Annotated in this window: 21 protein-coding genes; 17 read left to right on the top strand and 4 right to left on the bottom strand. The window is 70.1% G+C overall.

The window, feature by feature from the left end; genetic code table 11:
• Window positions 1-76: 76 nt before the first annotated feature.
• The 6 genes from ACQPXM_RS25835 (at window position 77) to coaBC (ending at window position 3,679) form a co-directional block, all read left to right on the top strand.
• On the top strand, window positions 77-445 hold the full coding sequence (locus tag ACQPXM_RS25835) for a hypothetical protein (protein ID WP_432937796.1): 369 nt from the start codon (window positions 77-79) through the stop codon (window positions 443-445).
• 84 nt (window positions 446-529) lie between these two features.
• Window positions 530-901, top strand: a complete 372-nt coding sequence (locus ACQPXM_RS25830; RefSeq protein WP_432937794.1) for a hypothetical protein — start codon at window positions 530-532, stop codon at window positions 899-901.
• Window positions 902-962: 61 nt separating this feature from the next.
• Complete coding sequence (mihF, locus tag ACQPXM_RS25825; RefSeq protein WP_077014546.1) at window positions 963-1,277, top strand: integration host factor, actinobacterial type; 315 nt, start codon at window positions 963-965, stop codon at window positions 1,275-1,277.
• Window positions 1,278-1,321: 44 nt separating this feature from the next.
• On the top strand, window positions 1,322-2,035 hold the full coding sequence (gene gmk, locus ACQPXM_RS25820; protein WP_432937790.1) for a guanylate kinase: 714 nt from the start codon (window positions 1,322-1,324) through the stop codon (window positions 2,033-2,035).
• A gap of 2 nt (window positions 2,036-2,037) precedes the next feature.
• On the top strand, window positions 2,038-2,352 hold the full coding sequence (rpoZ, locus tag ACQPXM_RS25815) for a DNA-directed RNA polymerase subunit omega (protein WP_012921921.1): 315 nt from the start codon (window positions 2,038-2,040) through the stop codon (window positions 2,350-2,352).
• 10 nt (window positions 2,353-2,362) lie between these two features.
• Window positions 2,363-3,679 (top strand): bifunctional phosphopantothenoylcysteine decarboxylase/phosphopantothenate--cysteine ligase CoaBC, encoded by a 1,317-nt coding sequence (gene coaBC / locus ACQPXM_RS25810; protein WP_432937786.1) that lies wholly within the window; start codon window positions 2,363-2,365, stop codon window positions 3,677-3,679.
• Here the strand turns inward: coaBC and ACQPXM_RS25805 are convergent.
• Window positions 3,667-4,077 carry a VOC family protein gene (locus tag ACQPXM_RS25805; protein ID WP_432937783.1) on the bottom strand — a complete coding sequence of 137 codons (411 nt, stop codon included), beginning with the start codon at window positions 4,075-4,077 and terminating at the stop codon, window positions 3,667-3,669. The two genes, coaBC and ACQPXM_RS25805, sit on opposite strands and share 13 nt — an antisense overlap.
• A gap of 98 nt (window positions 4,078-4,175) precedes the next feature.
• Here ACQPXM_RS25805 and ACQPXM_RS25800 point away from each other — a divergent pair, with 98 nt between their 5' ends.
• From ACQPXM_RS25800 to ACQPXM_RS25775, 6 genes are all read left to right on the top strand, one after another.
• Window positions 4,176-5,120 carry a helix-turn-helix transcriptional regulator gene (locus ACQPXM_RS25800; RefSeq protein ID WP_432937780.1) on the top strand — a complete coding sequence of 315 codons (945 nt, stop codon included), beginning with the start codon at window positions 4,176-4,178 and terminating at the stop codon, window positions 5,118-5,120.
• A 213-nt stretch (window positions 5,121-5,333) separates the two neighbouring features.
• A complete protein-coding gene (locus ACQPXM_RS25795) occupies window positions 5,334-6,197 on the top strand; it encodes a hypothetical protein (RefSeq protein ID WP_432937777.1) in 864 nt (287 codons plus the stop codon).
• 84 nt (window positions 6,198-6,281) lie between these two features.
• Window positions 6,282-7,289, top strand: coding sequence for a 1-aminocyclopropane-1-carboxylate deaminase (locus ACQPXM_RS25790; RefSeq protein ID WP_432937775.1), 1,008 nt, complete (start codon window positions 6,282-6,284; stop codon window positions 7,287-7,289).
• Between the two features lie 57 nt (window positions 7,290-7,346).
• On the top strand, window positions 7,347-8,489 hold the full coding sequence (locus ACQPXM_RS25785) for a winged helix DNA-binding domain-containing protein (RefSeq protein WP_432937772.1): 1,143 nt from the start codon (window positions 7,347-7,349) through the stop codon (window positions 8,487-8,489).
• A 267-nt stretch (window positions 8,490-8,756) separates the two neighbouring features.
• On the top strand, window positions 8,757-9,950 hold the full coding sequence (gene metK, locus ACQPXM_RS25780; RefSeq protein WP_432937770.1) for a methionine adenosyltransferase: 1,194 nt from the start codon (window positions 8,757-8,759) through the stop codon (window positions 9,948-9,950).
• A 186-nt stretch (window positions 9,951-10,136) separates the two neighbouring features.
• Window positions 10,137-12,176, top strand: a complete 2,040-nt coding sequence (locus ACQPXM_RS25775) for a primosomal protein N' (RefSeq protein WP_432937767.1) — start codon at window positions 10,137-10,139, stop codon at window positions 12,174-12,176.
• An 82-nt stretch (window positions 12,177-12,258) separates the two neighbouring features.
• On the opposite strand, the gene ACQPXM_RS25770 is transcribed toward ACQPXM_RS25775, so the two are convergent.
• Window positions 12,259-13,449, bottom strand: coding sequence for an ArsR/SmtB family transcription factor (locus ACQPXM_RS25770; protein WP_432937765.1), 1,191 nt, complete (start codon window positions 13,447-13,449; stop codon window positions 12,259-12,261).
• 95 nt (window positions 13,450-13,544) lie between these two features.
• On the opposite strand from ACQPXM_RS25770, the gene ACQPXM_RS25765 reads away from it, so the two are divergent.
• On the top strand, window positions 13,545-14,777 hold the full coding sequence (locus tag ACQPXM_RS25765; RefSeq protein ID WP_432937762.1) for an MDR family MFS transporter: 1,233 nt from the start codon (window positions 13,545-13,547) through the stop codon (window positions 14,775-14,777).
• Entirely contained in the window at window positions 14,774-15,397 is a 624-nt protein-coding gene (locus ACQPXM_RS25760; protein WP_432937760.1) for an HAD family hydrolase, read from the top strand. The genes ACQPXM_RS25765 and ACQPXM_RS25760 overlap by 4 nt, the downstream gene beginning before the upstream one ends.
• 195 nt (window positions 15,398-15,592) lie before the next feature.
• On the opposite strand, the gene ACQPXM_RS25755 is transcribed toward ACQPXM_RS25760, so the two are convergent.
• Together ACQPXM_RS25755 and ACQPXM_RS25750 are read right to left on the bottom strand one after the other, a co-directional pair.
• Window positions 15,593-16,600: a hypothetical protein gene (locus ACQPXM_RS25755; protein ID WP_432937758.1), complete on the bottom strand. Its 1,008-nt coding sequence runs from the start codon at window positions 16,598-16,600 to the stop codon at window positions 15,593-15,595.
• 231 nt (window positions 16,601-16,831) lie between these two features.
• Window positions 16,832-18,061, bottom strand: coding sequence for a C39 family peptidase (locus ACQPXM_RS25750; RefSeq protein ID WP_432937755.1), 1,230 nt, complete (start codon window positions 18,059-18,061; stop codon window positions 16,832-16,834).
• A gap of 456 nt (window positions 18,062-18,517) precedes the next feature.
• On the opposite strand from ACQPXM_RS25750, the gene def reads away from it, so the two are divergent.
• From def to ACQPXM_RS25735, 3 genes are read left to right on the top strand one after another with little or no spacing between them, the layout of a single operon-like run.
• Window positions 18,518-19,066, top strand: coding sequence for a peptide deformylase (def, locus tag ACQPXM_RS25745; protein WP_432937753.1), 549 nt, complete (start codon window positions 18,518-18,520; stop codon window positions 19,064-19,066).
• Complete coding sequence (fmt, locus tag ACQPXM_RS25740) at window positions 19,063-19,992, top strand: methionyl-tRNA formyltransferase (RefSeq protein WP_432937750.1); 930 nt, start codon at window positions 19,063-19,065, stop codon at window positions 19,990-19,992. The genes def and fmt overlap by 4 nt, the downstream gene beginning before the upstream one ends.
• Window positions 19,989-21,416: an RsmB/NOP family class I SAM-dependent RNA methyltransferase gene (locus tag ACQPXM_RS25735; RefSeq protein WP_432937747.1), complete on the top strand. Its 1,428-nt coding sequence runs from the start codon at window positions 19,989-19,991 to the stop codon at window positions 21,414-21,416. The genes fmt and ACQPXM_RS25735 overlap by 4 nt, the downstream gene beginning before the upstream one ends.
• Window positions 21,417-21,424 lie beyond the last annotated feature (8 nt).

The following is a 21,424-nucleotide window of genomic DNA, read 5'->3' as shown; positions in this document are numbered from 1 at the left end:
CTGTTGACCCCCGCGTTCGGAACTGTTGCGTCGACGGGTGGCGACGGGCCGCCCGCGAGCGACAGTAAGGAACACGATGCGCAAGGTGGCAGCCCTGGCGGCGGTAGTGACGATGAGCGCCGGGGTACTGACGGCGTGCTCGGGCGGCGACTACTGCTCCGAACTGCAGAACTACGCCGAGGCGGTCAAGAACCTCGACATCAAGGACACCGAGGCGGTGGACAAGATGCGCGGTGAGGCGAACAAGCTGTCGAAGTCGGCGCCGGACGACCTGAAGGACGACTGGAAGACCGTGCTCGACTACGCCGACAAGGCCAAGGACGCCAAGGGCGACACGGCCAAGCTGCAGGAGCTGGCCAAGGCCGACGGCACGAAGATCGCCGCGGCCTCGGAGGCGATCGCCAAGCAGGCCAAGGACACCTGCAAGGTGACGATCGAGGGCTGAAAAGGATCGGTTCCCGATGTGTTGGTCACGGCCGGTAGCGTCGTGGCCAACACTGCCCACGACCCGCAGAGGACGACTCGAACGATGCGCACCGTTGTGATGACCGCGGCGATGCTCGCCACCGCCGCCGGCCTGACCGCCTGCACCGAGGAGCAGGCGTACTGCGTCGACCTGGCCGGCTACGTCGCCTCCGCGGCCGAGGTCGACCCGACCAACCCGGCCGACTACCCGAAGATCCTGGACGACGCCCGCAAGCTGCGCGACAGCGCTCCGGCCGAGGTGAAGGACGACTGGGCCGCGGTGATCGCGTTCGCCGAGAAGGCGCAGAAGGCGGGCACGGATCGTGTCGAGCTGGCTCGGCTGAGCAAGCAGACCGGTTCGGTCACCGCGGCGTACTCGACGATCGCGTCACACGCCAAGGACTCGTGCAAAGTCGACGTCCCGGCACTGGGCTGAGCCTGCCTGGTGCCGTGTTAGGTTCACCTGCGAAGCCACACAACGGGACAGGTGAAACACGGTGCCACTTCCATCTTTGACCCCGGAGCAGCGCGCGGCTGCTCTGGACAAGGCCGCGGCCGCACGGCGTGAGCGTGCGGAGATCAAGAACCGGATCCGGCACTCCGGAGCGTCGCCCACCGAGGTACTGCACGAGGGGCAGACGAACGAGGTGATCGGCAAGATGCGGGTGAGCGCGCTGCTGCAGTGCATCCCCGGCGTCGGCAAGGTGCGCGCGCAGCAGATCATGGAGCGCGCGGGCATCTCGGAGACGCGCCGGGTGCGCGGCCTGGGTTCGAACCAGATCGCCGCGCTGATCCGCGAATTCTCCGAGTGAGCCGGACCGAAATCCTCGCTGCTTCGTTGGACACTGGTGTGAAGATGACCATGGACAGGCCCAACGACATCCACGCCGACGAGTCGCGCGCCGCTGACGTGGCGGCGACGAGCGCCTCCTCGGTGCCCGATGCTGCTGCCCGGCAGGGCAGCGGTGCGGCCCCGACGGGCAGTGGTGAGGTCCCCGGCGAGGCTCGGCTGACGGTGCTGGCCGGACCGACCGCGGTCGGCAAGGGGACCGTGGCGGCCGAGATCCGCGAGCGGTTCCCCGACGTCTGGATCTCGGTCTCGGCGACGACGCGCAAGGCGCGGCCGGGTGAGCAGCACGGTGTGCACTACCTGTTCGTCTCCGACGAGGAGTTCGACCGGATGATCGCCGACGGCGAGCTGCTGGAGTGGGCCGTGGTCCACAAGGCCGCCCGGTACGGGACGCCGAAGCAGCCGGTGCTGGACAAGCTCGCCGAGGGCCGTCCGGCGCTGCTGGAGATCGACCTGCAGGGCGCCCGCCAGGTCCGCGAGACGATGCCGGAGGCGCATTTCGTCTTCCTGGCCCCGCCGAGCTGGGACGAACTGGTCCGCCGCCTGGTCGGTCGCGGCACCGAAACGCCCGAGGAGCGGGAGCGCCGGCTGGAGACCGCGGTGCTCGAGCTGGCGGCCGAGAAGGAGTTCGACGTGACGATCGTGAATGCCTCGGTTCGGGACGCGGCCGATCAGTTGGTAAAGTTGATTCGATCACCCAACATCTCTGGAAAGAGCTGAACTTGTCTGGCAACCAGCCTGTCGCGATCGGCATCACCTCCCCGCCGATCGACGACCTGCTCACCCACACCGACTCCAAGTACAAGCTCGTGCTGTACTCGGCCAAGCGGGCGCGGCAGATCAACGCCTACTACTCCCAGCTCGGCGAAGGCCTGCTGGAGTACGTCGGTCCGCTGGTCGAGACCCACGTCCAGGAGAAGCCGCTGTCGATCGCGATGCGCGAGATCAACGACGGCGTGCTGACCTGCACCGACATCGACCCCGAAGCCGAGGCGGAGGCCGCTGCCGCCGCTGCTGAGAAGTCCGCCGCCGAGTAGTTCCGCGTCGATGAACGCGACCGGGGGCACACCCCACGGCCCTGGTGACGACACGCCCGACCGGGCGCAGCAAGTCACAGGGGCTTCTGGCGTGGGCAAGAAACCCTCTGTGGTCCTCGGGGTGGGCGGCGGCATCGCGGCGTACAAGGTGTGTGATCTGCTCCGTCGGCTGACCGAGTCGGGTCACAGCGTGCGCGTCGTACCGACCGCGGCCGCGCTGGAGTTCGTCGGCGCCGCGACCTGGGCGGCGTTGTCCGGTCAGCCGGTCACCGCCGACCCGTTCGACAACGTGCAGGAGGTCCCGCACGTCCGGATCGGGAAAGGCGCCGACCTTGTCGTCGTCGCTCCCGCCACGGCCAACCTGATCGCCAAGGCCGCGCACGGACTCGCCGACGACCTGCTCACCAACACGCTGCTCACCGCGCGCTGCCCGATCCTGTTCGCCGCCGCGATGCACACCGAGATGTGGGAGCACCCGGCCACCCAGGCGAACGTCGCGACGCTGCGCTCCCGCGGCATCACCGTGCTCGACCCCGCCGTGGGCCGGTTGACCGGCGCCGACACCGGCCGGGGCCGGCTGCCCGAGCCGTCCGAGATCTTCGCGATCAGCCAGCTGATGCTCGCCGACTCCGCCGCCCGCGCGGCCGGCCAGTCGGTCGCCGATCTGACCGGCAAGCACGTCCTGATCAGCGCCGGCGGCACCCGCGAGCACCTCGACCCGGTCCGCTACCTCGGCAACTCCTCGTCCGGCAAGCAGGGCTACGCCCTGGCCCGGATCGCGGCCGCGCGTGGCGCGAAGGTCACCCTGGTCGCCGCGAACTCCGAGCTTCCCGATCCCGCCGGGGTGCAGGTGGTCCCCGTGACCTCGACCCGTGACCTGTACGACGAGATCACCGGCCGGGCCGCCGACGCCGACGCGATCGTGATGGCCGCCGCCCCCGCCGACTTCCGCCCGGCCGACGTCGCCGAGCACAAGATCAAAAAGACCGAGGACGGCGCCGTTCCCGCGGTCAGCCTGATCCAGAACCCGGACATCCTCGCCACCGTCTCGCACGACCGCCGCCGCTCCGGCCAGGTGATCGTCGGCTTCGCCGCGGAGACCGGCGACGCGGACCACTCGGTGCTCGACCTCGGCCGCGCCAAGCTCCAACGCAAGGGCTGCGATCTGCTGGTCGTCAACGACGTCTCCGGCGGCAAGGTCTTCGGCAGCGACATCAACGAAGCGGTCATCCTCGACCGCGACGGCAACGCGCTCCCGGTGCCGTCCGGCAGCAAGGACGCCCTGGCCGGCGTCATCTGGAACCTGGTCGCCACTCACTGGCACTGAGTGTCGGGGCGTCGGGCCGCCGCCTCCTCGGTGACCGGAGCGAAGAGGTTGACCAGGTTGCCGTCCGGATCGCGGAGCAGCGCCGACCGGTTGCCCCACGGCATCGTCGTCGGCTCCTGGACGAACTCCAGGTCACGCAACCGCTCGAACTCCGCGTCGACGTTCGGCACCAGGAACTCGAGCAGGACCGTGCGATTGGACGCGGCCCGCACCACCTGCTCGCCGTACAACGAGTTCGTGAGCTCGCTGGCGGAGATCGCGAGCACGCCCGCGCTCGTCGGCAGCTCGGCGAACACCGGCGCCGGACGGCGGGCAGTGAGACCCGTGACGTGTTCGTAGAAAGCGGTCAGCCGGTCGACGTGGTCGGTCACGAGGCGGACCGAAGCGAAGATCGTCATTCGGTGGGTACTCCCAGTCTGTGAGGGGTTGAGGTCTTCGACGAGGCTAGGACCGATACCGGACAGACTCCGCCCGGTATCCGTGAGATTCTGAGGAAATGTCCAGGCCGACCTCCCGAGTACTGGCTTTGCTGGAGCTGCTCCAGGCCGGCGGCACCCGTCGCGTCGCGGACCTCGCCGACCGGCTCGGGGTCGACGAACGCACCGTCCGCCGGTACGCCGAGCACCTGAGCGATCTCGGCATCCCGGTCCGCTCGGTCCGCGGCCGGTACGGTGGCTACCGCTTGGCGCCGGGCTACCGGATGCCGCCGCTGATGCTCACCGACGACGAAGCGGTCTCCCTGGCGATCGGGCTCGTGGTGGGCAGCCGCGCCGGACTGGTGCCGGAGTCGACCGCGTCGGAGAGCGCGCTGGCGAAGCTTCGCCGGGTGCTTCCCGCCCGGTTGGCCGACCGGCTCGGCGCGCTGCTCGCCACGTCGTCGTTCACGGCTCCGCCACGCGCCGCGGCCGCCACCGACACCGGCGTCCTGCTCACCATCGCCGAGGCCGCGCGCAATCGGCTGGCAGTCGAGCTCGACTACACCGACCGCCACGGACGACGCAGCACCCGCACTATCGCGCCGTACGGCGTGGTCGGGCACTCCGGCCGCTGGTACGTCGCCACCGCCGACCGCAGCTTCCGGCTCGACCGGATCACCGCAGTATCGATGCTCACGGCAACGACCGGCCCGGCCCCGGACGACGACCCGGCCCACGCCGTACTGGAGTCCTTGGCCACGGCACCGTGGACACATCAGGTGTCGGTCCGGGTCAGTGGCACGGTCGAGGACGTTGAGCGGCGTCTCCCACTCGGCCTGGCCGTCGTCACTCCGCTCGGCAACGAGCCGGCCGAGGTGCGGGTCGAGCTCCGCGCCGAATCGCTCGACTGGGTGCCCGCGTTGCTGGCCGGCCTCGACCTGCCGTTCGTGATCGAGGCGCCGGACGAGCTGCGACAGCACGTCGCAGCACTGGCGACTCGCCTTGCTACGTGGGCCGATCGCTGAACCCGGTCGCCACTCCCTGGCACTAGCCCGCCATGCCATCGGCGCAACATCGCGACCTGGGTCCGCATCGACAGTGGTGAGACCAGGAGGTCCACCATGAGGTGTTCTTTTCCGCGACGGCTCCTTGCCGTCTTGCTTCCGCTGGCAGCAGTGCTGCTACCAGCTGGGCCGGCGGCGGCCGACCCGAACTGTCCATTCCCCACCATCGTCGATGTGTACGCGTACCAGCAGACGCCTGAGGCGTCGGTGCTGACCGGGCGGGTCGACCCCAGCCCGGGCTGCCCGTCCAACGGGACTCTCACCAAGGTCAGCACCGGTGAGCAGCTCGCCTTCGGCGAAGCGATGTTCGAGCTGCCGCTCGGCACCGACTCGGGTGAGTGGTACCTGTCGTCGTTCACCGTCTGGGACGTGACGACCGGCACCCCGGAAGAGACCCGCACGTTCCAGCCGACCGCGCCGTACCTGTTGCGCGTGCTCGACCCGACCCGCGTCACCTCGACCAGTCCCGCGTCGACCGTCGGCTACGGCGACCGAATCGCGGTGTCCGGCTACCTCGAGGGCTGGACCGCGGCCGGCGGCTGGCAGCGTCTGCCCGGACGAGACCTCGCGATCCGGACGGGCAACGGCAGCGACGGGCATCCGAACGTGCCGACGGTCACGGACGCCAATGGCGCGTACGCGGTGACCGTGCCGATCTACAGCAGCTTCGCCGGCGTGGCGATCTTCGCCGGGGACCACCAGTGGTTGCGCAGCGGCAGCTCCAACTACACCCAGGTCCACGGTCTGGTAACTGTCGCCGTGAGCGACCGTACGCCGTCCGTCGGCCAACGCGTCGCCGTCACCGGCACGGTTGCACCGGGAGCCGTTCCGGTCTGGATCGAGCGCCTCGTCGGCTCCGAGTGGACCAAGGTCACCGCCACGGTCACAGCAGGCACCGACGGCCACTACCGCCTGACCTACCGCCCGGCCACCCGCGGCGTCCACCAACTCCGAGTCTGGAACGACGGAACCGAGCCGGAGGGCCGGATGGGAGTCCAGCCCTACGCCAAGGAATTCACGCTGACGGTCCACCGCTGATGCCGCCGCTGGCTCAGGGCTGGACTGGGGTCGCGATGTGCAATATATTGCATGTCAGTTGTTCGTCCAGGTTTGGAGCTGTGTATGCCCATCGGTGACTTCGAGCGGTACCCGTTGCTCTTCGGGGCGAGTCCCGTTCATCCGCTCGACCGGCTGTCCGTGCATCTCGGGGGCGCGCGGATCTGGGCGAAGCGGGAGGACGTCAACAGCGGCCTGGCCTTCGGCGGCAACAAGACGCGCAAGCTGGAGTACCTGTTGCCGGACGCGTTGGCGCAGGGCGCGGACACGCTGGTCAGCATCGGGGGAGTGCAGTCGAACCACACCCGCCAGGTCGCTGCGGCGGCTGCGAAGGCGGGGTTGAAGGCTGTGCTGGTGCAGGAGAGTTGGGTCGACTGGCCGGACCCGGTGAACGACAAGGTCGGCAACATCCTGCTGTCGCGGATCATGGGCGCCGACGTGCGGCTGGTTCGGGCTGGGTTCGGGATCGGTTTCAAGGAGAGCTGGCAGCAGGCGCTCGACGACGTGCGCGCATCAGGCGGTACGCCGTACGCGATCCCGGCCGGTGCTTCCGACCATCCACTCGGCGGACTCGGGTTCGCCAACTGGGCCGACGAGGTCCGGCAGCAGGAGGACGAGCTCGGGGTCTTCTTCGACACGATCGTGGTGTGCAGCGTGACCGGCAGCACCCAGGCGGGCATGATCGCCGGCTTCGCGGGCCAGGACCGGCCGCGGCGGGTGCTCGGCATCGACGCCTCGGCGAAGATCGCGGAGACCCGGGCGCAGGTGGCGAAGATCGCGCACGCGACGGCGGAGCTGATCGGGCTCGGCCGGGAGTTGCGCGACGACGAGATCACCGTGCTGGAGGGGTGGGCCGGTGACGAGTACGGGATTCCGGTCGAGTCGACGATGGACGCGATCCGGCTCAGCGGGCGGCTGGAGGCGATGATCATCGATCCGGTCTACGAGGGGAAGTCGATGGCGGGACTGATCGATCTGGTCCGCGGCGGTGACATCCCGAAGGACTCGAACGTGCTCTACGCGCATCTCGGCGGTCAGCCGGCGCTCAATGCGTACAGCGGCTTGTTCCAGTGACAGGCCGGGAGTGGCAAAGGTCAGAAGCTGACCGCTGCTCCTTCTAGCCTGACGGTCATGAGCTCACTCTCCTGGCCTGCCGTGGTCGCGCGGCGGATGCGACGGCACCACCTGCACGCGAGCACGGCGAGCAACCCGGCCGACGTCGTACGGGCGATGTGTGGGGCTCATGCGCAGGTGCTGTCGGCCGGCGAGGTGTCCGTGGCGCTGCGGCTGGCGAAGGCGACGCGGGCCGACGTCCAGCGGGCGCTGTGGGAAGAGCGCTCTCTGGTGAAGACCTTCGGCCCGCGCGGGACGGTTCATCTGCTGCCGACGGACGACCTGCCGCTGTGGACGGGAGCGCTCTCCGCGTTGCCGCGCTCGGGAGGAGTGGCGACGCCGGAGATGCGGATGACGGCGGAACAGACGGCCGAGGTCGTCGAGGCCATCGGGGGAGCGCTCTCCGACGCGGATCTCACCGCCGACGAGCTGACCGATGAGGTCGTCGCGCGGACCGGTGCGTGGGCGGGTGAGCTGGTGATGCCCGCGTTCCAGGGCTACTGGCCTCGTTGGCGTCAGGCGATCCCTCTGGCCGCGTCCGCCGGCGTGCTCTGCTACGGCCCGAATCGTGGCCGCAAGACGACGTACACGAACCCGCATCGCTTCGCTCCGCCCTTCCAGCCTCAGAACGGCGAGGAAGCGCTCTCCGAACTTCTTCGGCGCTATCTCCACGCCTACGGTCCGGCCACACCGCATCAGTTCGCGAAGTGGCTCAGTACGACGCCCTCCTTCATCGCGAAACTCTTCCAGGAGAGTGGACTCGAGCAGGTGGAGCTCGACGGGCAACCCGCGTGGCTCGTCGAGGGCGACACCGACTTCTCCGACGAGCCTGTCCGTGGCGTACGGCTGCTCCCGTACTTCGACGCGTACGCCGTGGGAAGCCATCCGCGGGAGCTGGTCTTTCCCGGTGAGGCCTCTGTCCGCGCACTCGCTGGCGGCCAGGCCGGCAACTACCCGGTGCTCCTGGTCGATGGAGTCGTTGCGGGGGTCTGGCACCAACGCCTGTCGGGCCGCAAACTCCAGCTCACCGTCGAGCCGCTCCGGCAGTTGAAGCCCGCCGAACTCCGCGCCCTCGACAACGAGGCCGAACGCCTCGGCGAAATCGTCGGCGCCCGGCCCACCCTGACCATCGACAAGATCACCGTCGGCCCGCACGCCTGAACGCGGCCTACTGGGGAGGCTGCAGATGAGTAGCGCTGTGCTGCTACTGATTCGATAGCGCAAGAAGCAGGCCCGACGAACACGCTCGTACGAGCAGCCGTGCCCACGATGCAAGACAGCAGTCTCAGCAGGCGGACGAAACCGGTGTCCGGCACGGCGCCCGGCCCGAAGTGCTGGCATACTGCCGAGGTGCATCGCCCGAGGCGGTGCGTGTGGGGCGGGGCGACGGCCTCGTCGTGTGGACACCAGCAAACCTGAGGGAGAACCGTGGCACGGCGCCTTTTCACGTCCGAGTCGGTGACGGAAGGTCACCCGGACAAGATCGCTGACCAGATCAGCGACTCCATCCTCGACGCCCTCCTGGCCGAGGACCCGAAGAGCCGCGTCGCGGTGGAGACCCTGATCACGACCGGACTGGTGGTCGTGGCCGGCGAGGTCACCACGTCGGCGTACGTGGACATCCCCGGGATCGTCCGCAACCGGATCCTCGAGATCGGTTACGACTCGTCGCTGAAGGGCTTCGACGGCGCGTCCTGCGGCGTCCAGGTCGCGATCGGCAGCCAGTCGCCCGACATCGCGCAGGGCGTCAACACCGCCTACGAGACCCGCACCGACGCCTCGGCGGACGCGCTGGACCTGCAGGGCGCCGGCGACCAGGGCCTGATGTTCGGCTACGCGTCGAACGAGACCCCGGAGCTGATGCCGCTGCCGATCACGATCGCGCACCGGCTGTCCGAGCGGCTGTCCGAGGTCCGCAAGGACGGCACGATGGCCTACCTGCGTCCCGACGGCAAGACCCAGGTCACGGTCGAGTACGACGGTGACAAGGCGGTCCGGATCGACACCGTCGTGGTTTCCAGCCAGCACGCCGCCGACATCAGCCTCGACTCGATGCTGACCCCGGACGTGAAGAAGCACGTCGTCGACCCGATCCTCGAGCAGTTCGAGATCGACTCGACCGACTACAAGCTGCTGGTGAACCCGACCGGCCGCTTCGAGATCGGTGGCCCGATGGGCGACGCCGGTCTGACCGGCCGCAAGATCATCATCGACACCTACGGCGGCATGGCGCGCCACGGTGGCGGCGCGTTCTCCGGCAAGGACCCGTCGAAGGTCGACCGCTCCGCGGCGTACGCGATGCGCTGGGTGGCCAAGAACATCGTCGCCGCCGGCCTCGCGGCCCGCGCCGAGTGCCAGGTCGCGTACGCGATCGGCAAGGCGGCCCCGGTCGGCTTCTACGTTGACACCTTCGGCACCGAGACCGTGCCGGTCGACCAGATCACCGCCGCGGTGCTCGAGGTCTTCGACCTGCGCCCGGCCGCGATCATCCGCGACCTGGACCTGCTCCGCCCGATCTACACCCAGACCGCCGCCAACGGCCACTTCGGCCGCACCGGCGACGACTTCACCTGGGAGCGCACCGACCGCGTCGACGCGCTGAAGGCCGCTGTCGCGAAGTAACCCGTACGACGAACGCCCGCACCCCGGCCAGGGTGCGGGCGTTCGTCGTCTCCGCCCATCGCCGGGTCTTTTGGTTCTCGCCGACGCCGCCGCGGTCTCAGCTGCCAGGCCTCCCCGCACCACCCCGGAGTCGTGTTGTCCACAGGCTTGCGGCGGGTTGTCCGGCGATCGGACTAGAGTTCCCGAGTGGCACCGAACGGGGAGAGTCCTGAGCAGCTGACCTTGCTGCGCGAGACCGTCCGGCGCTCGCGGACCAAGGAGCCGGCCGGGATCACCGACGTGCTGCCCGTCGCCCGGGTCGCGGTCGACGTGTCGCTGCCGCATCTGGACCGCCCGTTCGACTACCTCGTCCCCGACGACCTCGCCGACGCGGCGCAGCCGGGGACGCGGGTGAAGGTGCGCTTCGCCGGCAAGGACCTCGACGGGTTCGTGCTCGAGCGGCTCGCGTCGTCCGAGCACGACGGCAAGCTCGCGCGCCTTCGCAAGGTCGTTTCACCCGAGCAGGTGCTCACGCCCGAGGTCGCCGACCTGTGCCGCGCGGTCGCCGACCGGTACGCGGGCGTCTTCGCCGACGTGACCCGCCTCGCCGTCCCCCCGCGCCTCGCGAAGGTCGAGGCCGAGACCCTGCGCTGCAGCCAGCCGATCCGGCCGGTCGAGTCGACGTCGCGGTCCGAGTGGTCGCCGTACCCGCAGGCCGAGGGCTTCCTCGAGGCAGTACGCCGTACCGAAGCACCTCGCGCGATCTGGACCGCCTTACCGGGCGCCGACTGGGCTCTCGCCTTCGCCCAAGCCGCCGCGGTCTGCGCGTCGACCGGCCGCGGAGCCCTCCTGCTCGCCCCCGACGCCCGCGATCTCGAGCGTCTAGCCAAGGCCTGTACGGCGGTGCTCGGCCCCGACGGCTTCGTCACGCTGTCGGCCGACCTCGGCCCCACCGCCCGGTACCGCGCGTTCCTCGCCGCGCTGCGCGGTTGTACCCGGGTTGTGATCGGCACGCGCGCGGCCGCGTTCGCGCCGGTCGCGGATCTCGGACTGGTCGCGCTGTGGGACGACGGCGACGACTCCTACGCCGAGCCGCGCGCGCCCTACCCGCACGCCCGCGAGGTCCTGCTGCTGCGGGCGCATCGCCAGAAGTGCGCCGCGCTGCTCGGCGGGTTCGCCCGCTCCGCCGAGACCGCCGCGCTGCTGGAGTCCGGCTGGGCGGCCGAGCTCATCGCCGACCGGTCGGTCATCCGCGCCGCCGCTCCCGCCGTACACATCGCGGGGGAGTCGGATCGCGATCTGGCTCGCGACCCGGCGGCGCGAGCGGCGCGGTTGCCGCACCAGGCGTTCGAGATCGCGCGCGACGGGTTGAAGACCGGCCCGGTGCTGGTGCAGGTGCCGCGCGCCGGGTATCTGCCGAGCCTGGTCTGTCAGACGTGCCGTACGCCGTCGCGGTGTACGACGTGCGGCGGTTCGCTGCGGCGTACCGGCTCGGCCGGGCCGCCGAGCTGCAGCGTGTGCGGCCGGCCCGCGACCGATCACCGGTGCCCGGAGTGCGGCGACACGAGGATGCGCGCGGCTGTCGTCGGCGCGCGGCGAACGGCGGAGGAGCTCGGGCGAGCCTTCCCTGGCGTTCTCGTCCGTACGTCGGGCGGCGACAACATGCTCGACGAGATCCCGGCGGCGCCCGCTTTGATCGTGACGACGCCGGGCGCCGAGCCGATCGCCGACGGTGGGTACGCAGCCGCGCTGCTGCTCGACACCTGGCTGCTGCTCGCGCGGCAGGACCTGCGCGCGCCGGAGGAGGCCGTCCGGCGCTGGTTCAACGCGGCGGCGATGGTGCGTCCGGCCCGCGAGGGCGGAAAGGTGATCTTGGTCGGCGAACCGTCGGCGATGCCGCTGCAGGCCGTCGTCCGCTGGAGTCCCGAGGGCTACGCGACCCGCGAGCTGGACGAACGCCGCGCCGCTCGCCTGGCCCCGGCCGCGAAACTGGCCGAGCTCGTCGGTTCCTCGGACGCGGTCGCCGACATGGTCGCGCGGGTCCGCGAACTGGTCGACCCGGCCGCCGGGCTGGAGGTTCTCGGCCCGGTCGACGTCGACGACGAAACCGTTCGCGCCGTCGTCCGTACGCCGAGGGCCTACGGCTCCGGCCTCGCCCGAGCGCTCAAGGAAGCCTCGTCGGCCCGCGGCACGAAGAAGCTCCCCGGCCCGCTGCGGGTGCAGGTCGATCCGGCGAGCTTCGGCTGATCCGGCTCGGCATTTGAAGGGCTGGTCGAGCTGCCGGCGTACGGGACGCACGTAATGCTCGACGACCAGTACGTCGTGGTGCTCAGGCCGTTTCGGAGAGTCGGCCGCTGCTGCCTGCGGCGAGCAGCTGGTTGCCGAGCGACGTCCGGTAGTAGAGCACCGTCCGACCGTCGCGGCGCGAGTCGACCACACCCGCGTTGCGCAGGATGCCGAGGTGGACGCTCAGCGTGGGAGCCGAGACGTCCAGCGCGTGCGCGAGATGGGTGGTCGACATCGGCAGGTCCAGGTGGCTCACGATCGCCGCGCGCGTCCGCCCGACCAGGTCCGCCAACGGCGAGCCCTCCGTCTCCTGCTGGCTCTCCCACAACCGCCCGAGCCCGCGCGGGGGATAGGTGATCGTCGGCACGTGCGGCGCCGCGGTCACCATCAACGTGCTGGGCCAGGTGAACACGCACGGCACCAGCAGCACCCCCTGCCCGGCCATCGGCATCCCGTCGCAACACACGAACGGCCGCTCGATCTCGATCCGGTTCCCGTTCAGCCGCACCGACGGATGCAGATTGCGGAACAACCGGTCGAAGCCACCCGTCGCCAACTCGTCCAGCCGGAACACGAGATCGTCCTGCAGCAGGGCGCGCATCCGCCGCCAGTCGGGCTCCACCGCCCGCTGCCAGTACGTGCGCAGCGCCGCGGTGATCCGCGTCAGCGCGGCGCCCGGATCGGCGATGAGTCCCGGTAGCAACGGATCGGGAGTGTCGTGGTGCAACTTCCCGAGCTCGTCGACGACCAGCTCGTACGGCGTCGCCTCGATCGCCGCCAGCCCGGCTTCGAACCCGGTCGACCGCCGAGGCGGCGCCGGGGTGATGAAGTCCGGGATGTAGCCGACCGCCGGAATCAGTGCGCGCAGCAACCGCAGCGCTTCCGCGACCTCGTCGCCGGCGTGCGCGTCGACCCTCCGCAGCTCGCCGCGCCGCCCCGGTGCGCCGGCCGCTCGCGCATCACGCCGGTCCGGGGCGTCAGTGGCCTGCGCATCACGCCGAGCCGGGCTGTCAGCCGCTCGCGTCTCACGCCGACTCGTGGCTCCGGCGTCGCGCCGGCCGCCGTCCACGCCCTCCTCACCGAGCAGCGGGCGAACCTTGCGCAACCACGGACCGTGCACACTCCCCAGCGAATTGTTGCTCAGGGCCCGGACGCTGGTGACCGTCTCCCACACCGGCGAGAACGCGAACCGGATCCGGCTGACGTCGTCGGTGTTGAGTCGAATGCTGATCACCTCCGCAACTCTAGTGACGTCCACCGACCAGCGCGAGGATTAGTCCAGAAACTAATGATCGACACCACCCGCCGACCACCCGGAACCTGGACCACATGACATCGATCGGTGCTCCCAGGGAGCGCTCTCCGCTGCCGCGTTCGTTCTGGGCGCTCTGGGTCTGCCAGTTGGTCAACCGCCTCGGCAGCTTCGTGCAGCCCTTCCTCGTGCTCTACCTGACCCAGGAGCGGCACCTGTCCGCCAGCACCGCGGGCGCCGTCGCGGCCGCCGTCGGCGCCGGTTCGGTGGTCTCGCAACTCGTCGGCGGCTGGCTCTCGGACCGCATCGGCCGCCGCCGCACGATGCTGATCGGCTTCCTCGGTACGGCGGCCGCGCTGATCCTGCTCGGCTCGGCCCGCTCGCTGGAGACGATCGCCGTCGCCGCGTTCGTCGTCGGCCTGATGGGCGACCTGTTCCGCCCGGCGGTCCAGGCGACGGTCGCCGATCTGCTCCAGCCCAGAGAGCGCGTTCGCGCGTACGGGCTGCTGTTCTGGGCGATCAACCTCGGCTTCTCGGTCTCCACCGTCAGCGCCGGCGTCCTGGCGAGCATCGGCTACAACCTGCTGTTCTGGATCAACGCCAGTACGTCGGTCGTCGCGGCGCTGGTGATCTGGCGGATGGTCCCGGAGACCCGGCCCGTGCTCGACGACGGTCCGCGCCGGGCGTTGCTGCCGGTGGTGCTGCGCGACGGAACGTTTCTGCTGATGATCCTGCTGCAGATCGGCTACGCGACGATCTACTTCCAGGGCTACTCGACGCTGCCGCTGGCGATGGCCGGCGACGGCCTGCCCAGTTCGACGTACGGTCTGGTGATCGCACTGAACGGCGTGGTGATCGTCGTCGTGCAGCCCTTCGTCAATCGGCGGCTCGCCGCGCTCGACCGCCCGAAACTCCTGGCCGGCTCGATGTTGATCGTCGGGCTCGGCTTCGGCGTGGGCGCGCTGGTGGACAGTTGGTGGGGCTACGGTTTGTCCGTCGTGGTCTGGACCATCGGCGAGATCGGTTTCGCGGCCGTGATCGGCGCGGTCTTCGCCGACCTCGCCCCGGTGGATCTGCGCGGCGGGTACATGGGCCTGGCCGGCAGCATGTCGTTCGGACTCGGTTCGGTGATCGGTCCGCTGGCCGGGACCAACGCGCTGGAGCACTTCGGCAGCACCACGACCTGGCTCGCCTGCGCCGCGCTCGGCGTGGTCCTGTTCCTCGGTCAGATCGCGCTCTCTCCCGCTCTGCACGCGCGCGCCGGTGCGGCGGCCGAACGCGCTCCGGGTTTTCGTAGGGTGGAGGCATGAGTGAGCAAAAGGTCGACGTGGTCGTGTTCGACATCGGCGGGGTCCTGCTGGACTGGAACCCGAACTACCTGTACGCCGAACTGATCCCCGACGAGGAGCAGCGCCGGCACTTCCTGACGGCGATCACCACCCCCGACTGGAACATGCGGCAGGACGCCGGCCGCCCGTGGGCCGAAGCCGTCGAGGAGCTGACCGCGCTGCACCCGGAGCACGCGGAGTGGATCGCGGCGTACGACACCGGCTGGCTCAAGATGGTGAAGGGCCTGTTCACCGACACCGCCGAGGTGCTCACCGAACTCCAGGCGCTGGGCGTCCCGACGTACGCGCTGACCAACTTCTCCGGCGAGAAGTGGGCGATCGCGAAGGAGACCTTCCCGATCCTCGACACCTTCACCGGCGAGATCGTCTCCGGCCACGAACAGGTGGTGAAACCCGACGAGAAGATCTACCGCCTACTCGTCGAGCGCTTCACCCTCGACCCCGCGCGCACGTTCTTCACCGACGACGTCCAGCGCAACGTAGACGCCGCCCGCACCGCCGGCCTCGACGCCGAACTCTTCACCTCAGCCCCCGACCTCCGCACCCAACTCCGCACCCGCGGCCTCCCACTGAAGCCCTGACCCGCACAACTCCGGAACCGAGGGTGCCTGCTCGAGCCTGGAACCGAGGGTGCTTGCTGGCGCCCTGACCCCACAGGGGTCAGGGCGCCCAGCCGCTGCCCGAGGATTCTTAGGGATCGGCCCACCCTGCCACCTCCGGCCGCCGTGGCATCAGCCACAGGCGACGTCGCCGGCCGCATGGTCGCCGGCCTGTTGTCAGACAGTGCCAGTTGCAAGCGCTTCGGTGTACTTGGTGCCTCCACCAAGATGCGCGGCCTCGACAATCAGCGTGTTGTCCTGGCACGCCGGCGCGGTGATCGCGGTGTCTGGGGGAGTCGAGTAAATGATCTGCGGTCGAGCGAGACCAGGCTGCCAGCGGTGGACCTGGTAGGTTTCGGCGCCGTTAGGCATCGACCGCACCTCCCAATGGATCCAGTTGCCGCAAGCGACGATCGTGTCGGTGACAATCGAGCCGAGCGACCGAGCGGCAGCGCCAGGAGACTCCCGCAGATAGGCCCGGCTCTGATACTGGTCAGGATCGTCCGCCCCGATCTCCGACCAAATAGTTGCCCCACGCAACGTCGCTCCGCTCCACTGGATGCAGTTGCGACTGGCCGCGATCGGCCGCGCAGGCCCACCGGCGAGCGGCGCGGCGAACAGACGCTTGCAGCGTTGTGGGCTCTGCGGCGCCGTGATCGTGCTGAACGTGACCGAGTCCGCCGACACGACCGGATCGGCGACGTACCCCGGATCAGCCACGCACGTCACCGTGCGCGCCGCCAACGTGTCCAGCGATGCGATCACCAGGCACGACCGCTTCTTGGCGTCCGTGCTGCTGTACGCGAACGTCCCGTCGTACGCGCCGATCTCCGGCTCGGAGATCCGGGGGAGCGCTCTCTGTGTGGCCAGGTCCGTTTTCGCGCCGGTGCTCAGGTCGTACCGGTAGGCACGGATCTGCGGGTCCGGACCGTCGGAGCGGATCTCCTCGATCAGCGCCCACCGGTCGTCGATCACCACCGGCGACTGCGCGACGAACCCGGCCGGCGGCGCGTGCCGTACGACGACTTTGCGGCTGGCCCGGTCGGTCACGGTGGTGGTGCCGGCCTCGTCGCTGCTGCGGGTGACCAGGTACTTCCGTTGCTGCGTGACGATGTGCTGGCCGTCGACGGGCTGGCGCAGGATCTTCGTCCAGACCGGCTTGCCCGATGGGTTCCCGGGGCTCACCGTCGGACTGCTCTCGGGCGGTTGGCTCGGCGTACTGCCCGGTCGGGGTGGTGTGCTGCTCGGCGTACCGGAGGGTGTCGGAGAAACAGAGGGAGCGCTCTCCGGTGATCCCGAGTTCGATCCCGAGCAGCCGGCCGCCAGCAGGGCGACCGCGGCGACCGGGATCAGCAGGTGACGACCCCGGCCGCGGGTGCTGCCGTGACGATCAGGCATGATGCGGTCGCGCATCGCCTACAGACCGATGTTCTTGAACTGGTTGGCCAGCGTCGCGTTGAACATCGCCGTGGCGGGAATGTTGCGCGCGCCGTCGGTCTTGTTGCCCCGGCTGTTGAAGCGGCGCTCGTTGAACACCTCGAAGATCCCGATCGTGCCGGTCTTCTTGTTGTAGCCGCGCCCGACCTGGTAGTGACCGCTGTGGTTGAAGGCCAGGTACGGGAAGTACCGCTTCAGCAGCTGGACGTGCTCGATCACCGGTGCCGGGGCGCCGTCGCCGAGGTGGTTCTGGTGCACCTGGAGGAACTTCGCCGGTGTCCAGTGGCTGACGTTCTGCACGATGTAGGTGCCGGCGGCAAGATCCCAGTTGGTCTTCAGGTTGGTCTGCTTGACCATCGCCGAGATCGCGGTTCCCGACGTGGTCGCGCCGAGGTCCTTGGCCCAGGACGCCTGGGTGTCCTTCTGCTTGTCGTCGGCCCAGTCGATCGACTGGAAGGTCGCCGGGCCGCACCAGTACCCGCGGTCCTGCGAGGTCTGGTAGCCCTTCATGATGTAGTTCGAGACAGGCTTCGGCTTGACCACCACCGGCGGCTTCAGCGGCGGCGGCGACGGCTTGGTCGACGGGCCTCCCGGTTTCGGCGCCACGCTCTGCCCCGCACTCGGCGCCACCGTCTCACCCGCCCCAGGCACCGGTACGCCGGTCCGCCCGTCACCGGTCGTCGGCGCAGTCGTCGCCGACCCGCCCGGCAAAGCGGAGTCGGACCCGTCCGAAGCACCCGCCGTGTCATCGCCTGTCGCGCCCGCAGGCGGATTCCCCTCCGCGTCCAGCAGCCGCAGCGCGCGAGCCTTGTCCCGCCCGTCCCACGCCGTCTGCATCTCCTCCAGTTCGGCGTTCGTCCGCTCCGCCTTCGACATCGCGGCCCGCTCGCCCACGAACGCCACCGGACTCAACGCGCCCGTCGCGATGTCCTGCTCGGCCGACACCCCGGCCCGCAGGTCGTCCCGCGCGACGTCCGGCTCGACGACCGTCGCACTGATCTGCGCCCCGCTCGGCACCTTGTCGACGAAACCCAGCCCGAGGCAGTAGTTCTCGGTCTCCAGCGTGAAGCAGCGCATCACCTGCTTGGACTGCTCCGCCGCGGTCGCCCGCAGCTCCAGGTTGTTCGGCGACGTCTCCGTCACCTGCTTCACCAGTTCGCTCCAGCTCCGCGCGACCGGCGGCTCGGCCGCCGCGCCGTCGCCGGCCACCGGCGCGACCGTTGGCGCGCCCCCCGGCTCAGCAGGCTCAGAGGACTCGGAAGCCTCGGATGATTCAACAGATCCAGGATCCGGAGCCGAGGGCCGGACCACCGCCGGCGCTCGCGTCGGTTCAGCGTCCGCGGCGCGGTACGCCGGGTCGAACTCGAAGGCCCGAGCCAGCGGAGCCTGCGACAGCAGGACCCCCAAGCTGATCAGTGCGGCAGCCCCCCGTGTCGCTGTGCGCATTGTCTACTCCCGTTGGGCGTGTGGCTTGTGTGACTGTAGGTACGCCTGAGGCCACACTACGTGCTCACGGCAACAACTGGGAGTGGGGTCCGCGAATTACATCCGTGTGATCACCGAGCCGCCCGACCGCGGCCCCGACGCAGCCGCACCACCCCACGCGCCGCAGCACGCCGTACGCCCGCCACTAGACTTGTCAGGTCCTGCTGCGAAGGAGTCTGCGTGTCGGTCCAACCCATCCGTCTGTTCGGCGATCCCGTGCTGCTGACCAAGGCCGACCCGGTCGTCGACTTCGACGCCGAGCTGCGCCGCCTGGTCGCGGACCTCACCGACACCATGCAGGCCGCACCCGGCTCCGGCCTGGCCGCGCCGCAGATCGGCGTCGGCCTGCGGGTCTTCACGTACCACGTCGACGGCGAGCTGGGTCACCTGGTGAATCCGGAGCTCACGCTGTCGGCCGAGGAGCAGTTCGGCCCCGAGGGCTGCCTGTCGATCCCCGGCCTGACCTTCGACTGCCGCCGCGCCCAGCACGTGATCGCCCGCGGCTTCAACATGTTCGGCGACCCGGTGGTGATCGAGGGCGACGACCTGCTGGCCCGCTGCATCCAGCACGAGACCGACCACCTGGACGGCGTGCTGTTCGTCGACCGGCTGGACCGCGAGACCCGCAAGGCCGCGATGAAGGCGATCCGCGAGGCCGAGTGGTCGGGCCTGTCCGGCCCGCCGCAGATCAAGGTCTCACCGCACGCGATGAACGGATTCGGCCTGTGAGACTCGTTTTCGCCGGCACCCCCGAGGTGTCGGTCACCGCGCTCGAGGCCATCGTTGCCAGCGGCCATGAACTCGTTGCCGTCGTCACCCGCCCGGACGCGCCGGCCGGCCGCGGCCGCAAGCTGGTCGCCTCCCCGGTCGCCCAGTACGCCGAAGAGCTCGGCGGCGTCGAGATCCTCAAGCCGGTCAAACCCAGCGACCCCGACTTCCTGGCCCGCCTGAAGGAGATCGCCCCCGACTGCTGCCCGGTCGTCGCGTACGGCGGGTTGCTGCCGCAGGCCGCGCTCGACATCCCGCCGCACGGCTGGATCAACCTGCACTTCTCGGTCCTGCCGGCCTGGCGTGGCGCCGCCCCGGTCCAGCACTCGATCATCGCCGGCGACGACGTGACCGGCGCGAGCACGTTCCGGATCGTCAAGGCGCTCGACGCGGGCCCCGTGTACGGCGTACTGACCGAGCCGATCGGCCCGAAGGACACCGCGGGCGACCTACTGAACCGGCTCGCCAAGTCCGGCGCCAAGCTCCTGGTCGACACGCTCGACGGCATCGAGGCCGGCGTACTGCAGGCGGTCGAGCAGCCCGCCGACGGCGTCTCGATCGCGCCGAAGCTCACGGTCGAGGACGCGGAGATCAACCTGAAGCACCCGGCCCAGCAGATCGATCGCCTGGTCCGCGGCTGCAACCCGTCGCCCGGCGCCTGGACGACGTTCCGCGGCGAGCGGCTGAAGGTGCTCGCGACCGCGCTGACCGACGAGGAACTGCCGCCGGGCGCGATCCGTAGTACTAAGTCGTCGGTGACGGTGGGCACCGGAAGCAAGGCGATCGAGCTGGTCACCGTCCAGCCGCAAGGCAAGAAGCCGATGCCCGGCGCCGACTGGGCCCGTGGGGTCCGCCTCACCGACGACGACCAGCTGGGTGCCGAGTGAGCGACCGTACGCCGCGTAACCGCGCTCCGCAACGGCGTCCCGACGAGGTCCGGCAGATCGCGTACCGGGTGATCCGGCAGGTGAACGGCGAGGACGGTTACGCCAACCTCACGCTCAACAAGGCGCTGCGCGACCAGCGCCTCGGCGGCCGCGACGCCGCGTTCTGCACCGAGCTGGTGCACGGCACGCTGCGCTGGCAGGGCACGTACGACGCGTTCCTGGCCCGCAGCGTCTCCCGCCCGCTGGCCGACCTCGACCCGGAGCTGCTCGACCTGCTCCGGCTCGGCGCGCACCAGCTGCTCCGGATGCGCGTCGACTCGTACGCCGCGGTGAACGAGATGGTCACGCTGACGCGCGCGGAGGTCGGCCAGAGCCGCAGCGGACTGGTCAACGCGGTGCTGCGCAAGATCAGCCAGCGCACGCTCGACCAGTGGATCGCGACCGTCGCGCCGCCCGCGGAGGAGGACAACGTCGGCTATCTGGCCATCGCCAAGGCGCATCCGCGCTGGGTGATCGAGGCGTTCGCCGAGGCGCTCGCCACGAGGACGCCGGACGCGGCGGCCGTGGCCGAGCACGCCGATTCCGTGGAGTGGTCGGTCGAGGATCTGCTCGACGCCGACAACGATCCGCCGAAGGTCACGCTCGTCGCGCGGCCCGGTCTGTCGGACGTCGACGAGCTGATCGAGGCCGGCGCGAGCCGGGCCCGCTGGTCGCCGTACGCGGCGGTCTTGCAGGGCGGCGGCGATCCCGGCCGGATCCAGGCCGTCGCGACCGGCCGGGCGGGTGTCCAGGACGAGGGCTCGCAGCTCGTGGCGACCGCGCTGGCGACTGCGCCGCTCGAGGGCAGCGATGCGAAGTGGCTCGACCTGTGCGCGGGTCCGGGTGGTAAGTCCGCGCTGCTCGCGGCGCTGGCCAACCAGGGCGACGCCGTGCTGACGGCGGTCGAACCGCAGAAGCATCGGGCCGAGCTGGTCCGGTCGAATCTGCGCGCGATTCCTGGCGAGCACCAGGTGCTGGTCGGCGACGGGACGAAGCCGACGTGGCCGGCCGGCTGGTATGACCGGGTGCTGGCCGATGTGCCGTGCAGTGGTCTCGGCGCGTTGCGGCGTCGCCCGGAAGCGCGCTGGCGCCGTACGCCGGAGGACGTTCTCGAGCTGCGACCGCTGCAGGAAGCGTTGCTCGCATCGGCGATCACGTCGGTCCGGCCTGGTGGCGTCGTCGCGTACGTGACGTGTTCGCCGCATCCGGGGGAGACGCGCGAGGTGGTCGACGCCGTGCTGGCGCGCCGGCCGGACGCCGTACTGGAGGATGCGCGGGCGCTGTTCCCCGGCGTACCGGAGCTCGGAGAGGGGCCGGACGTGCAGTTGTGGCCGCACGTGCACGGCACCGACGCGATGTACCTCGCGCTGATCCGGCGGTCTTGAGACCTGGA

Origin of the sequence: Kribbella sp. CA-253562 (genome assembly GCF_050942265.1) — a bacterium.
GTDB lineage: Bacteria > Actinomycetota > Actinomycetes > Propionibacteriales > Kribbellaceae > Kribbella.
The sequence above is the reverse complement of the archived record's forward strand: the minus strand, read 5'-3'. Positions and strand labels throughout refer to the sequence as shown.